This is a genomic window from Ligilactobacillus salivarius DSM 20555 = ATCC 11741 (assembly GCF_001435955.1).
GTDB classification, from domain to species: Bacteria; Bacillota; Bacilli; order Lactobacillales; family Lactobacillaceae; genus Ligilactobacillus; species Ligilactobacillus salivarius.
This window is the reverse complement of record NZ_AYYT01000003.1, coordinates 1-16,096: the sequence shown is the minus strand read 5'-3', so window position 1 is coordinate 16,096 and position 16,096 is coordinate 1. Positions and strand designations below refer to the sequence as shown.

Annotated in this window: 11 protein-coding genes, 1 riboswitch and 1 other annotated feature; of the genes, 1 reads left to right on the top strand and 10 read right to left on the bottom strand. The window is 30.5% G+C overall.

Annotated features, from left to right (window positions below):
• Positions 1-159: 159 nt before the first annotated feature.
• From FC55_RS02340 to pepV, 5 genes are all read right to left on the bottom strand, one after another.
• Entirely contained in the window at positions 160-1,383 is a 1,224-nt protein-coding gene (locus FC55_RS02340; protein WP_035149642.1) for an LlaJI family restriction endonuclease, read from the bottom strand.
• Between the two features lies 1 nt (position 1,384).
• The gene (locus tag FC55_RS02335) at positions 1,385-2,335 is read right to left on the bottom strand and encodes an AAA family ATPase (RefSeq protein WP_003699726.1); all 951 of its coding nucleotides are present in this window, start codon (positions 2,333-2,335) and stop codon (positions 1,385-1,387) included.
• Entirely contained in the window at positions 2,335-3,225 is an 891-nt protein-coding gene (locus tag FC55_RS02330; RefSeq protein ID WP_003699725.1) for a hypothetical protein, read from the bottom strand. Before FC55_RS02330 ends, FC55_RS02335 begins: the two co-directional genes overlap by 1 nt.
• A gap of 18 nt (positions 3,226-3,243) precedes the next feature.
• Positions 3,244-5,100 carry a Dam family site-specific DNA-(adenine-N6)-methyltransferase gene (locus tag FC55_RS02325; RefSeq protein WP_003699724.1) on the bottom strand — a complete coding sequence of 619 codons (1,857 nt, stop codon included), beginning with the start codon at positions 5,098-5,100 and terminating at the stop codon, positions 3,244-3,246.
• 353 nt (positions 5,101-5,453) lie between these two features.
• Positions 5,454-6,863: a dipeptidase PepV gene (pepV, locus tag FC55_RS02320; RefSeq protein WP_003699723.1), complete on the bottom strand. Its 1,410-nt coding sequence runs from the start codon at positions 6,861-6,863 to the stop codon at positions 5,454-5,456.
• Between the two features lie 115 nt (positions 6,864-6,978).
• Between pepV and FC55_RS02315 the strand changes: the two genes are divergently transcribed.
• Positions 6,979-7,830: an NAD(P)H-hydrate dehydratase gene (locus FC55_RS02315; RefSeq protein ID WP_003699722.1), complete on the top strand. Its 852-nt coding sequence runs from the start codon at positions 6,979-6,981 to the stop codon at positions 7,828-7,830.
• A gap of 30 nt (positions 7,831-7,860) precedes the next feature.
• Here FC55_RS02315 and FC55_RS02310 read toward each other — a convergent pair whose 3' ends face one another.
• The 5 genes from FC55_RS02310 to metK form a co-directional block, all read right to left on the bottom strand.
• Complete coding sequence (locus FC55_RS02310; RefSeq protein WP_003699720.1) at positions 7,861-8,577, bottom strand: pseudouridine synthase; 717 nt, start codon at positions 8,575-8,577, stop codon at positions 7,861-7,863.
• Between the two features lie 10 nt (positions 8,578-8,587).
• A complete protein-coding gene (locus tag FC55_RS02305) occupies positions 8,588-10,234 on the bottom strand; it encodes a putative polysaccharide biosynthesis protein (RefSeq protein WP_003699719.1) in 1,647 nt (548 codons plus the stop codon).
• Positions 10,235-10,353: 119 nt separating this feature from the next.
• Positions 10,354-11,691 carry an amino acid permease gene (locus tag FC55_RS02300; RefSeq protein ID WP_003699718.1) on the bottom strand — a complete coding sequence of 446 codons (1,338 nt, stop codon included), beginning with the start codon at positions 11,689-11,691 and terminating at the stop codon, positions 10,354-10,356.
• 239 nt (positions 11,692-11,930) lie between these two features.
• Positions 11,931-14,348: a leucine--tRNA ligase gene (gene leuS, locus FC55_RS02295; protein WP_003699717.1), complete on the bottom strand. Its 2,418-nt coding sequence runs from the start codon at positions 14,346-14,348 to the stop codon at positions 11,931-11,933.
• A 72-nt stretch (positions 14,349-14,420) separates the two neighbouring features.
• Positions 14,421-14,628: a binding site (T-box leader), on the bottom strand.
• A 50-nt stretch (positions 14,629-14,678) separates the two neighbouring features.
• Entirely contained in the window at positions 14,679-15,869 is a 1,191-nt protein-coding gene (gene metK, locus FC55_RS02290) for a methionine adenosyltransferase (protein ID WP_034982396.1), read from the bottom strand.
• Positions 15,867-15,954: riboswitch (SMK box riboswitch) on the bottom strand. Its footprint overlaps the gene before it by 3 nt.
• Positions 15,955-16,096 lie beyond the last annotated feature (142 nt).

Genomic DNA, 16,096 nt, shown 5'->3' with positions numbered 1-16,096 from the left:
AATTTCTTAAGTATTGATAGTTTCTCTTTTACTGAACATTTAGATTTTCTTCTCTATAGAAATCCCCCCTAAGTATCAGATATATTTTCATTTTGTCTGTATACTCAGAGGTTATTATAATCTTTAATATTATATAACTATATTATTTAATTAGTACTACTAGTCATCATTTATATATGACTCCATAGCTTTTCTTACATCTAAATAATACTCATAAATAATAAAATCTGGTTCTTCAATATTAAATCCCCGCTTAAACTTAAAATGGACTCTTTGGGCATAATTCCCAGGTAAAATTAACGCATTATATGTTGTCTTTCTTTTCATCTTTTCATTAGTTACAGATATATTTTTTAAAAAGAAATAGTACGCAACTTGTTTATAATTGATACTATCAATTTTATTATAATACTTTGCATCAAAGATATATTGTGTATCACCATCATCCAAATAATAATCTGGTTGTATATTTTGTCTAGGATTAGCAGAATTAGGATAAAAAGTTGCCTTTTCAAACTTATTTACCATACTCCTATTGTCTTTAAAAATTAATCTATTATCATCTATACCTTCAAAATGGTAATTTAAGTAGTGATTAACCATTTTTTCCCATACGGAACTAAAAGAATAGTGTTTTAAATAATAGTTACCTCCACCTGGTAATTTTTCAAAAAAAGAAATCAAATTGGAAATTAATTTTTTATGTATATCTTTAAAAAACTTATTCTTTAAGGAATACAATTCTCTAATAATAAAATCCTTATTACTTAACAAATCTTTTTCTAAACTTTTTCCACCTACTTGTGGCATATCTAGAAATAAAGAAAATTGCTGTAAAGTATAATCAATAGCATAAGACATACATTCACTAATTAATACTTGATATCTCTTTACTTTTTTTATCTTTAACGGCAAAAATAATATTCCTTTTTTATTAATAACTGTTGCTGACTTTTTTATCGTGTCTCTCCAAGAAACATTTCCATTATATCCATCATATATTTCAGATAAATTTTCATGGTAAATACCATATTTTTGATAATAATCATATATTTCAAAAAATTCATTAAATGGATAATTTGTTTTTATATTCAATGTTTTTGTAAAATATAGCATTTTATTTTCTTTATAATGTTTATTAATAGTATCAAATAACAATTGTATATCCAAAATATAATCGTTATCATCAATTAATTCGTAATGCTTCGGGAAAGATACAAATATCTTATTTTTTTCAAGAATTATACCTGCAAAAGACAGCACTTCTTTTTCTCCCTCATCAGTGTCAATTATAGAAGTATCCCTTTTATCAAAAAAAAATGGTATATTATCAGTATTTATCACTTTTCCTTCATTAGAATAATAAAACTTCAACTCATCCATTCTATAAAACTCCATCAGGTAACTCGAGCGCTTCAAAATAAGTTAAAAATGTGTCACTAAAAAATTGTTTTTCCTTTTCCATTGCTCTATATAAATCAGAATAATTTGTTATTTCTTCATTAAATAATTTTACTGTTGTTCCATATGAAGCTGATTCAACATCATCCCATAAATATTGAATTAACTTATTTTTTATCTTATCTTCTATTATCTCTTGAGGCATTTTCTTAGAAAATTGAATAAAAAATTGACCAATCTGTTTATCCTCACTTAAACCTAAACCATGTCTCCTATCTGTTATAAAACTATTAAGTTTCATATAGAATTCATGCCAATTTGTTTCCACTTCCCTACTACCATATTTTAACTTTAATAAAACATTATCTTCTTCAAACAATGTACCATCCTTATTTCTTACAGGATCTGTTGAAATATATCTCCAATCAAATCTTCTCTTAAATGCAGTATCCATTACAAAAACATTTTGATCACTAGTATTAACAGTTCCTAGAATATTAAAATTTGCAGGTAACTTTACCACATCATTATTATCATCTATTTGTGGAATTTCTTTAGCTATTACAGAATTTCTAATAGGGTACCTGCTCACATTCTTATCATTTCTATCTAATAATTGAAATATATCTCCAAAAATAGCAGCCACATTTCCACGTGACATTTCTTCAATAATCAAAAATACCGGTTTAGATAAATCATTATAAGCTTGTCTAAGCGCATTAGTGAAAATACCACGTTGATAATCATAGGTAATTTCGTCATCTTTAACAACTGGCAGTAATTGTCCTGTGAAATCCGAATAGGTATACTCTGGATGAAACGTTACCCTAAATATTTGATTTTCTTCTATCTTCAGCTCTTTTAACTTTTTATCTACTACATAACTTTTTCCAGTCCCTGGAGCACCATAATAAATTAACTGTAGCGTAGACATTAAAATCTCTCTCTTTCTTTTAATTTTTTAGCGAAACTAATAAATGGTTCTAAATTATTTCTTCCTTTACCATATACAGATAAAAAACGTTGTATTTCAGTAACATCAATATCATACATTTCCTCATCTGCTAATAATAACGCCGGATAGGCTTTTATTACAAAAAATCTATCTGAGCTTCCAAAACTACTAATATTATCCTCTTTAAAAGTTGACGTTGTAAATTTTATTTTCTTATTTTTATAATCTAACACATAAAAGTCAGTATATATTATTCCCTGTGGTCTCTTAACTGTATCATTACTAATGAATCTTGAAAATTTTATCAAATCCCCTTCAAATATTCCATCTGGCAACTTATTGTCATCAAATAATTGAATATATCGTATATTCATTAAATTCATTGCCATTATAGTTTCTTGCATAGATTCTGTAACAGGATCTATGCTTCCATTTATAAAATAAATTGGTAAGTTAGCAAATTCATATGCTGGGGAAGAAATGTAATAATTAATAAGATACGATAAACCTGGAAATAGTTGTTGAGCACCAAAAATATTCCTAGAACCTAGACTCGGATTACTTATATATACATACGCTAATGTTTTCTCCTCATCCTTGACATATTTTACAATCTTTCCGGCATTTAAGGCTTGTTTACTTAAAAAAGGAAGTGGTTCATCTACAAAATTTATACTATCAACATTATATTTTGAATTTCTTTCATTTACTTTTTCCAATATTTTCTGATAATATTCTTCAATATTTATTATTTCTTTTTTTCTTAATGCTTTCAAATTATTATTTTCTTTTATCTCTGAATTTTTTCCCTTATTTTCTCCAATCCATGCTTCTTTTAATTTTTTATTTAATAAAATAGTTGCCCCCATAAAAAAAACTCCTTTCCATTAAAAATTTTTAACTAATATTTCACTTCTTGGATATCTACTTCCAGTTTTTCCTATTTCCACAATATTAAAACTATTATTATCCACCCATTCTTTAAGTAAATTATTTATTTTCCCCTGATGTTCCATTACATTTGAAAGCATAAAATAATATCCAGCTTTATCTAGCTTGGATAAATACATCAATAGCTCTGCTTCTAATTCTGAATTCCATCCTTTTAATCCTCGTTTTCCATCATTATACTCCGCTGTAGTAATTAAATAAGGTGGATCAAAATAAAAAACTGTCCCCTTTTCAAACTCTGTATAATCAATTTCTTCAAAGCTTCCTTTACGCATAATTAAGTTAGGTGTCTTAGGAGAAAAATCTAAAATTCGTTGTCTTAAGTTATCATTATATCCAGCGTTACCTACAGGTGTATTAAATTCAAATTTGCTATTAAATCTTATTAAATTTTGAAAAGAAAACATGTGTAATATAAATAAATTTATAGCCTTTTTTTCTAGTTTATTATATTTATTTCTAAAAGCTAAATATTCATCTTTTTTCTTGTTATCTAAACTATTTGATTCAATAATTCTTTCGATTTTTCCTATTAATTCTTTTTTATCACTATTCATCAGCATTTCTATAATTTCAAAAATAAAAGGATTGAATTCATTGTATACAACGGTATTAAGTGCTGTTACATTAGCTCCGACATTAAAAGCTCCTCCCATAGCATCAACAAATGTTCCTACATGTCTTGGTAATTCTCTATAAATAGACGGCAATAACGTATCTTTACTTCCCGAATAATTTAATGGAGATTTAACAAGTGTTCTATCTTTTTTAAAGTAAATTACCACTTCAAAGAGTTCTTGTCCATTTCTTTTTTTACTAGAATTTAAATTTCTATATTCCCTATAAGGTACTCTTTCAATATTTACTTCACCATTAACTGCAAAATGCCGTGCAAGATCTATTAACTCCTCAATTGGAACTAAACTTTGATTACTATAGCTTATTAATATATGATCAAATTGGATCTGTCTAAACATATCCTCAAAAGACTCTTTTGCTTTTTGTTTTCGACTATAATCTGACATCTTTCTACCATTTTGTCTCCTACCAGTTTTACCTGCGATTTTAGGAAAATCGTATCTAGCTATAGTTTCCAACACGTGATATGCTGATGCATATTGTGTAATAGTATATGGCGTATCTATGTAGGCTATGTCGCCTGAAATATATCTTAATAAAAAATTTGTATCTTCATTAAAAGAAAGATTCCCACTATTAATCGTCTTACTACTTTTCATTTCTAATGGTTCAATTTTAAATTCTTTATTTGCTCTAGATTCCCAAAATTTAAAGAAAGCTTCATATGTCCCAGAAGTATTAGATACTTTTGTTACACTTTCTAACAAAGAACCTAATAAAAAAAAGTACTCTTCTTCAAAGATAATATTTTTTCGATATAATTCTTCAATATCTATTCTCATGCCGTCTATTTTTAATGCATTCTCTTCAGTAAAAAATTTTCTCTCGGCTTTTGGTGTATAATTATTATAAATAAAGTAATGATCACTTGGTTTATATTTTCTTTTATTTAACCAATCAAAAGGATTACTATCATAATTTTGTTTAAACTTTAAAAAGTTTGGCTGAGTTTTATTCATTAATTTAGCTTTACTAAATACATAAGAATAGTACATGAAATCATTTGAATATATTCTATATTTATCTTTCATATGATCTCCTACTGCTGCAGTTCCTGCAAATAAATCAGCAAAAACTTCTCCTTTAATATTATATTTTTCTATTACACTATCTATAAAACTCAATAGTCTTGTTTTATTGCCTAAATATCTCACTTTTATACCATTATCCTTCTCTATATAGTATTAAAACTTTTGTTTCGTCATAAACTATAATACTAAATTTTATAAACCATAACAATTTTATTTATATAGAAATTTTATTTTCGGTTAATTCTATTTTTTCATTTTCTACACAGGACCAATTTTTTAATTTCTGCAATTTCTGATTTTGAAAACGATTATTTTGAATAAATTAAAAAATTGGTCCTATATCTAGATTTTAATATCTTGCTTTTTCTAATATTTTTCTTCATCATACTTTGCTTTTAACTTAACTTATAAGAGATAGATTTTATATACAAAAAAACTCCAAAATAGTCTAATCACTATTTTGGAGTTCTCTTAAATTAGTCTTTGATTAATTCATAGATGGATTCTGCATAGATTGCAGCAGCTTTCATTACATCATCTACTGGGATAAATTCGTTTGCTTGGTGCATTGTGTCTTCAACACCTGGGAACATAGCGCCAAATGCTACACCACGTTCTAGCAATCTACCATAAGTTCCACCACCGACAACCATGCCATGAGCTTCTTGACCTGTTTGACGACTATAAACAGCCAATAATTTTGAAACCAATGGATCTTCAGGTGAAACATAATGTGGTACCATTGCATGTTCCTTCTTTTCAAATGAAACAGCTTCTAATTTAGTTGCTGCCTTTTTAACAGCATTGAATACATATTCATCATCAATACCTCTAGGATATCTGAAGTTCAAAGTAATTTCTCCACCTTTGCCAGCTTCAAATGTAAAGATACCAGCATTCATAGTTAAATCACCCATTACTTCATCAGTATAGCTAATTCCAAAATTATCCATACGTGAATCTTGATGTAAGTATTCAGCAGCAAAAGCTAAGTATCCCTTGGCATCCTTAGCAAAATTGTACTTATTCAAGAATACAGCTAAGTAAGTTCCTGCATTTTCGCCATTACGTGGTTCTTGTGCATGAGCAGCCTTACCAATTAAGGATAATTCTAATTTTCCATCTTTAATTTCTGCATCGCCACTTAAAACACTATTTTCAGCAACATATTGCTTGAAATCAGCAGCTATACTTTCAAGATCATTACCTTCAACAATGGCTACCGCATCGCGTGGAACCATGTTGTCACGTAAACCAGAATCAAAGGATAATAATTTTAATTCATCACCATTTTTACCATCGAATTTTACAAGCATACTGAAATTACCTTTTTCACCATTGATAATTGGGAAAAATGCATCTGGTGAAAAACCAATTGTTGGCTTAGGCATTTTTTCAAAGTAGTGAGTCATTCCTCTCCAACTACTTTCTTCATCAGTACCCAAAATAAAACGTACACTCTTTTTAACTGGTAATCCTAATTCTTTAACAATCTTTAATCCATAATATGCTGCCATACTTGGTCCTTTATCATCAGAGGCACCACGAGCATATAATTTTCCATCTTTAATAACTGGATCAAATGGATCTGTATCCCAACCTTTACCAGCTGGCATTACGTCAACATGTGCTAGAATACCTAAATCTTCTTTACCATCTCCAAATTTAATATGTCCAGCCATACCATCAAATTCTTCAACTTCAAATCCATCACGTTTACCAATATTCAAAAAAGCATCTAGAGCTTCTTTAGGTCCAGGTCCTAAAGGTGCATCAGCTGTTGCTATGCTTTCATCTCGTACACTTTCAATTCGAAGCATTGTTTTTAAATCTTCGAGAATATCATCTCGTCTTTTTTCAACTTCTGCTTTCCAATCTATTGCCATTCTATAATTCATCTCCTAAAAAATGTTTACTATTTAATAATAGCATAATTTTTTCAAAATAAACGAATTTTGAATTATAATAATTATATCTTAAAAAAAGGCTGGTGTACTATTTATGGAGATTACACTTGATATTTTACAAAAGGTCATTAAAAAACGTAAACCTAACAGTCATAAAGGTAATTTTGGTAGAGTATTACTCATTGGCGGAAATATTAACTATGGTGGAGCTATAATTATGGCTGCTTCAGCTGCCGTTCATGCTGGCGCTGGGTTAGTTACTGTCGCAACTAATAAAGAAAATCTATCTTCACTACATTCCGTCGTACCAGAAGCAATGTTTATTAATTTTTTTGATAAGGTATCTCTTACAACTGCTATTTCAACGGCTGATGCAGTAGTTGTAGGCCCTGGATTAGGTACTGATAATAGATCTAAAGAAGTTCTTGAAGTTACATTAAGTAATATCTCTGATAATCAACTTTGCATAATTGACGGTTCAGCAATCACTCTCATATCTGAAAATGATTCCTTAAAAGAATTGATTGCTAACAATAAAAAAATTATTTTTACTCCTCACCAAATGGAATGGCAAAGACTATCTGGTATTCCTATAGATAAACAAATTGATGACATCAACTTACAAAAACAAAGATTGCTAAATGCTACTGTTATTTTAAAAAAACACCATACTACTATTTATCATCAATCAGGAACTATTGATAATTTAACAATCGGTGGCCCTTTTATGGCAACTGGTGGTATGGGAGATATCTTAACCGGTATCCTAGCTGCATTTATCACACAGTTTAAGGAAAGTTCACTAGATGAAAGAATTAACGCAGCTGTTTATTTACACAGCTATATAGCTGAAAACTTATCTCATAAATACTATGTAACATTACCAACAGATATTATTAAAAAGATTCAAAAAACGATGTTGAAAGTTATTTCTGAACAAAAATAAGGAGAAGGGACAAATTTAGTCCTCTTCTCCTTATTTTATTAAATTTAATTCTTTTTCTGTTAACTCCCTATATTCTCCTCTTTCCAAAGTATCGTCCAATTCAAGTAGTCCTATCTTTACTCTATCTAGTTCTAACACTCTTTGAGACACCGCTCCAAACATTCGTCTAACCTGGTGATATTTTCCTTCATGAATGATAACTCTAACTTTGCTAGTATCATCCTTCTCAGAATAAGATATTATATCAAGTTGTGCAGGCTGTAATTTATCCCCATTGGCCAATTCCATGCCTTGAGAAAATATTTTAACCTCTTTTTCTGATATTTTTCCAGTAACTACTGCTTCATATGTTTTAGATACGTGTTTTTTAGGAGAAATAATGTTGTGAGCAAATTTTCCATCATTTGTAATAATTAATAATCCTGTTGTATCTTTATCTAGTCTACCTACAGGAAACAGATCTTCTTTTCTCCCAGGAAAATTTATTAAATCAATTACCGTCTTATCTTTATCATCCCTAGTAGCTGACACAACTCCTGCAGGTTTATTTAACATATAATATACTTCTTTGTTATTCAAAGCTAAAAGTTCCCCATCTAAAAAAATTTTATCTGAGTCTTCGTTTATTTTTATCTTTCCGTCTTTGACAACTTCACCATTTAACCTTACTCTCTTAGCCTTTATAACCTTTTTTGCTTCCGCTCTTGTGAACTTTCCTGTTTGACTTAAAAACTTATCTAATCTCATATACATCACGCTATTTAATTCTCAATATTCTTCTTAAAAAGTTAGCTCTAGCACCTAAAATATCATCAGCTAGTCTTGCCTTCAAACTTAAGAAAGCATAAATATATCCTCCAATTCCGGCTCCAATTATTAGCACAATGGTGGATTGGAATTTGCTATATGTATTTGTTACTTTTCCTAAAGCAAATGATATAACGAGTACTACAATAAACATAAATAAACTAAATAACATCATCATATTAGTATTTTTCTGTAATTTATTAATATTTAAATTATATTTGAAATACAAGTATCTAAAAATTAATACATTACTTACGGTCATTCCTATACCTGTAGCTGCTAAAGGACCATATACATGTAAAAATGCTGTTAATGGGAATTGTATTATAACTTTGACAATCATTCCAATTACCGCAAATTTAATTGCTATTGTATTTTCATATATTCCTTGAAGTAAAGCTGCTAAAACCATAAATAAGCCTAATGCTAAAGCTATATATGATGAAAAGGCTAATACAAAGATACCCGTATAATCATATGGATAAAATAAAACATATAGTGGTCTAGAAACTGCAGCCATTCCAAAAGAACAAGGTAACATTACAAAAAAGAATAATTCTACCGAATCTAATAAAGCAGCTGAAACTTCTTCATTATCATTTTTTGTAACAGCTTGAGACAATAATGGAATTGCAGTGTCAGCCATCGCAGCAGCAACTGAAATAGTAATCATTATCAATTTATTGGCATTTCCCGCAAATAAAGCATATAATGCATTAATTTCTTTAGTACTATAATCAGTAACAAAACTCATAATTGTTGGAAAACTAAATTGATCAAATAAATTATACAAAGTTGTAGTTGATCCAATAATGATGAAAGGTATCGATTGATACAATATTTCCTTTATTAATCTCTTATCAGAGACTTCTAGTTTATTATTACTGTGAGCTAAAAGATAATTCATAGTTGGTCGTTTTCGCCAATAATGCCATAATAAAACTAATAAGCCACCAACAGCTCCTATAAATGCTGCAAAAGTTGATTGAACTACTGCGCTCTGGTAACTTCCATGTAACACCTGAGTAATTAGATATGTTGCTGCTAACATATAAACAATTCTAGCAACTTGTTCTACTAATTGTGATATAGCGAACGGAGCCATATCAAAATATCCTTGAAAAAAGCCTCTAGTTAAACTCATTACTGGAATTAAAAGCAATGTAACTGCTAAAGAACGATATACAGGAATAACTGCTGCATCCCCTTGAGAAATTAATGGTGCAATAAACCACAAAATCATTGCACTGATAATTCCTAAAAACATCATTACACCTAAACTTCGCTTAAATAATCGCCTACCGATTCCATATTCATTAAGAGAATTATAATGTGCAACTTGTTTACCCACTGCAGATGGAATTCCAGCAGTAGACAGCATCAAAAATAATGCATAAACAGTATATCCCTTAGTAAATAAGGCATTTGCTTGTAAATAATTAACTCCAAACCAAGTTGCCCATGGAATAATATAAATTGCTCCCAGAATTCTAGAAAAAATACTCCCAGCTGTCATCCAAGCTGAGCCCTTCAACATTTTTTCTTTAGAAGAAGTTTCTTCTAAATCTTTTTTTATTTGTTCATTATTATCATTCATTTTTATGTAATTCCTACTTCCAAAAAATACTTAGCCCATTAATTTTAAATCATTTTACTAATGACTGCAAATAAGCATTTAAAAAAGCCAGTTAGGATAATTCTAACCAGCTTTATAAACTACTTTCTAGCTTTAAAGAAATATATTGCTCCCAAAATTCCAAACCAAACTATTGAAAAGATAAGTGACATTAATGTATTGGTATTAAAAGTTAATAAAACTAATACTAAAACAAAAAAGATTATTGTTATAACATTACTTACCGGATACAATGGCATCGGAAAAATTTTTTCATTATTATTTGGGCTATTTTTTCGATATTGATAGTGACACCAAACTAATGCAATCCATACAAAAACAAAGCTAACTGTTGCTACACCAGAAATAATATCAAAAATACTCTTAGGTAGTACATAATTCAATATAACTATTAAAAATAATGAACTTGAAGAGAATAACAATGATTTAACTGGGATACTCCGATTATTAGTTTGACCAAAAGATTTAGGTGCATGACCACTATGTGACAAAACAAATAAAGTTCTACTTGTGCTAAAAATCGCACTATTACATGCTGATAATGCAGCTGTTAATACTACAAAATTGATAATTCCAGCAGCAAATTTGATACCAATTCCATTAAATACTTGCACAAATGGACTAGAAGTTGTAACAATTTCATTCCAAGGATAAATACACATCAATACGAACATCGAACCTATATAGAACAATCCTATTCTAAAAGGCAATGTATTGATTGCTTGTGGAATATCTTTTTCTGGATTAGCAGTTTCTCCAGAAGCTAGACCGACCATTTCAATACCAGTAAAAGCAAATATAACCATTGGAAAAGCTGCCATAAATCCTATTGCCCCTTTAGGAAAGAAGCCACCATGATTAAATAAATTCATGATACTAACTTCATTCCCGCCTACATTTGCCTGGGTGAGCAATAAAATAATACCTGTACCTATTAATGCTAAAATCGCTAAAACTTTAATACTAGAAAACCACGATTCTAATTCACCAAATAATCCTACACTGAGTAAGTTGAAAATTAATAGAACAAGAATGATTATCAATGCTGTCAACCATTGAGGAAGATTCGGAAACCAATATCTTAAATAAATACCACTAGCAGTTAAGTCAGCCATTGCCAAACTTGCCCAACATAACCAATAAGTCCATCCTATAATGAACTCCCATCCTCTTCCCATATATACCTTAACAAATTCGATAAATGAATTCTTACTTTTATCAGATAAAATTAATTCACCAATTGCACGCATCATAAAAAAACAAAAAATACCCGCAATTAAGTAGGCTAGTATCAGAGCTGGTCCTGCCTTTTGGATTGCTGAACCTGATCCCAAGAACAACCCTGTACCTATCGCACCACCAATTGCTATCATCTGGACATGCCGATGAGTTAAAGCTCGAGATAATTCATTTTTCATGTAAAATCTCCTTTATAATTTAGGATTTTCAGAAAATTTTTATATTGTAACTACCATTTTATAAAAAAATTCCTTAAGTAGCAAGTATACTTCCGAATAAATATATTTTTCTCTTCATAAATATTCACCTTTTTGTGCTTCGTAAATTCTCAGTATTATATGTTAGAGAGATTGACTATAATAAAAAAGATTCGCATCTCATGAAATACGAATCTTTTAATAATACTAATGTTTAAACTTTATTTTGCTACTACAATTGATACTAACTTACCAGGAACTGCAATAACTTTTTTAACTTCTTTATCCGCAAGTTCTTGTTTTATTCTTTCGTCGTTCAAAGCTAGTGCTTGTAATTCTTCACGACTAGCATCTTTAGATACTTGTAGATGTTGTCTTACTTTACCGTTAATTTGAACAACAATTTCTACAACATCTTCAACCAACTTGCTTTCATCATAGGTTGGCCACTTAGCATATGCTATGCTACCTACATGACCTAACTTAGACCATAATTCTTCTGTAATATGAGGAACAACTGGTGATAACAATTTTACTAAGCCTTCTACATATTCCAATGGTAATGAATCTGCTTTATAAGCATTATTAACAAAGACCATTAATTGGGAAATTGCAGTATTAAAGTGCATAGCCTCATAGTCTTCTGTAACTTTCTTAACAGTTTCATTATATATCTTATCTAAATCATGATTGTTAATTGTAGTTACTCTATCACGCAAATTGTCATTTTCATCAATCAATAAATTCCAAACACGGTTAATGAACTTATGTGCGCCACCAAGTCCTTCTTCACTCCAAGGGATAGATGCATCTAAAGGCCCCATAAACATTTCATATAAGCGTAATGTATCTGCTCCATATTGTTCAACAATATCATCTGGATTAACTACATTTCCTTTAGACTTGGACATCTTTTCATGATTAGAACCTAAAATCATTCCTTGGTTTACCAATTTTTGGAATGGTTCTTTAGTTGGAACTACACCTAAATCATATAAGAATTTATGCCAGAAACGAGCATACAATAAATGTAATACAGCGTGTTCAGCACCACCAACATACAAGTTTACAGGTAACCATTCTTTTAATTTTTCATAATCTGCTACTTCATGGTTGTTATGTGGATCTATATAACGTAGGAAGTACCAAGAACTACCAGCCCATTGTGGCATAGTATTAGTTTCACGACGTCCTTTTCTACCATTTTCATCAACAACATTTACCCAATCATCTAAGTTAGCTAATGGACTTTCACCAGTTCCTGATGGCTTAATATCTGTTGCTTTAGGTAAATATAAAGGTAATTCATCTTCTGGAACTAAAGTTGTTTCACCATCTTCCCAATGAATTACAGGAATAGGCTCACCCCAGTAACGTTGTCTAGAGAATAACCAATCTCTTAAACGATAGTTAACTTTCTTTTCCCCTACTCCATTTTCTTCTAGCCAGTTATTTATAGCATCAATGGCTTCGTCTTTATCCATACCATTTAGGAAATCAGAATTGATATGAACTCCATCACCAGTATATGCTTCTTTTTGAACATCTCCACCTTCGATAACTTGTACGATAGGCAAATCAAACTTTTGAGCAAATTCATGATCTCGTTCATCATGTGCAGGAACAACCATTACCGCACCTGTTCCATATGAATTTAAGACATAATCAGCAATCCAAATAGGTAATTTTTCTCCACTTACAGGATTTACAACATAACTACCTGTAAATACACCTGTTTTATCTTTAGCTAAATCTGTTCTTTCTAAATCTGATTTATGAGATATTTTTTCTATGTATGCTTCTACCTCATTTTCATGTTCAGGAGTTGTTAATTGCTTAACCAATTCATGTTCAGGTGCCAATACTAAAGCTGCAACACCAAATATTGTATCTGGACGAGTAGAAAATACCTCAATCTTTGTATTTTCATCTCCTGAAACAGGAAAGTTTATTGCTGCACCAACTGAACGACCAATCCAATTACGTTGTTGTTCTTTAATTGCTTCTGGCCAATCTAAATCATCTAAATCATCTATTAAGCGATCAGCATAAGCTGTGATTTTTAATACCCATTGACGCATTGGCTTTCTAATAACAGGAAAACCACCACGTTCAGTTTTACCATCAATAACTTCTTCGTTAGCTACAACGGTTCCTAAATCTGGACTCCAGTTAACTGGAACTTCAGCTTCATAAGCTAACCCTTTTTTATATAATTGTTCAAAAATCCATTGAGTCCATTTATAATATGCAGGATCTGTCGTGTTAACTTCTCGATCCCAATCATATGATAAACCTAAAGATTTAATTTGGCGTCTAAAATTATTAACATTTTTTTTGGTAAATTCACGTGGTGAGTTTCCTGTATTCAACGCATATTGTTCAGCAGGTAAACCAAATGCATCCCATCCCATTGGGTGTAAAACATTATATCCTTGCATTCTCTTCATACGAGCCATTATATCTGTAGCTGTATACCCTTCAGGATGACCTACATGAAGTCCTTGCCCAGATGGATATGGAAACATATCTAAGGCATAATAATTCTTTTTATCATCGTCTTCAGTTGTTTTGAATGTTTTGTGTTCTTCCCAATATCTTTGCCACTTTTTTTCTATTTCAATATGCTTATATGACATCTATTTCCATCCTTTCAAAAAAATAATAAACTTCTGTAGATAAAAAAAGCCTATACGAAATAAAACTATTCCGTATAGGACGAAAAACTCGCGGTACCACCTATATTCCAATCAAATGATTAGCTCTCTTCTTTTCTAACGGAAAGTACCGTCTTCACCTACTAATTTCAATGAAGAAACATCTAAGGCGAGTTCAAATCTCTATTTAGTACATTCACACCAACCATGCACTCTCTTAAATTAAAATATAGACTCTACTATTCCTTATCTACGTTCATATTATAATTTACAATGATAATACCAAAATAGTATATCTATTTCAAGAGAAATTTAGAAATCTAACTCTTTCTTCAATTCATTTACCTTATCAGTTTTTTCCCATGGTAAATCAATATCTGTTCTACCAAAATGTCCATATGCTGCAGTTTTCTTATAGATAGGTCTACGTAAATCTAACATTTTGATGATTCCAGCAGGTCTTAAATCAAAAACTTTTCTAATTGCATCAACTAACTTTTGATTTGAAACTTTTCCACTACCAAATGTATTAACGGAAACTGAAACTGGTTGAGCTACTCCTATTGCATAAGATATTTGAACCTCAACTTGAGATGCCAATCCTGCAGCTACGATATTTTTAGCAATATATCTTGCAGCATAGCTTGCTGATCTATCTACCTTTGTAGCATCTTTACCAGAGAATGCCCCACCACCATGATGAGCATATCCACCATAAGTATCAACAATAATTTTTCTACCAGTTAAACCAGCATCACCTTGTGGTCCACCTATTACAAAACGACCAGTTGGATTAATAAAATACTTTGTATTTGAATCTAAATATTTATCAGGTATTACTTTAGTGATAACTTGATCCATTACATCTTTTCTAATTTGATCTAGTGAAATATTTTCATCGTGTTGTGTAGATAAAACAACTGTATCTATTCTTAACGGTTGATTATTGTCATCATATTCAACTGTCACTTGTGCTTTAGCATCAGGTCCTAAATAGGCCAAAGTTCCATTTTTTCTAACTTCAGCTACTTTTTTCATTAAATGATGACTAAGTGAGATTGGCAATGGCATCAATTCTGGTGTTTCATTTATAGCATATCCAAACATCATTCCTTGATCACCTGCACCAATTTGGTCAAGTGGATCTACATCTCCATTTTTTACTTCAAGAGAATTATCAACTCCTAAAGCAATATCTGGAGATTGTTCATCTATAGCTGTTATGACGGCACAATTATCACCATCAAACCCATATTTACCATTTTTGTATCCAATTTCTTTTATAGTTTCCCTAACAACTTTTTGTATATCAATATGTGCTGTTGTGGAAACTTCACCCACTACTACTACTAATCCTGTAGTTACTGTAGTCTCAACAGCGACCCTTGCCTCAGGATCTTGTTCTAACATTGCATCTAAAATTGAATCACTTATTTGATCTGCAATTTTATCTGGATGACCTTCTGATACTGATTCAGAAGTAAAAAGGTGTTTTTCTGTCAATTTAATTCCCCCATTATTATAAGTAATTTGGTTACAAGGCATCTTCGTTTAAAACGAATCCTTTCGGGAATGGATTGTAACTATTAAATTTTATCACAATAAAGTATTAAATAAAACTCAAAGCGATACATAATATCCCGTGTATTAAGTAATGTAATAAAAAAACTATCCTAAAAAGGATAGTTAAAAAAATTAGTCACACGGTCCTAGCCGGATTTGAACCGGCG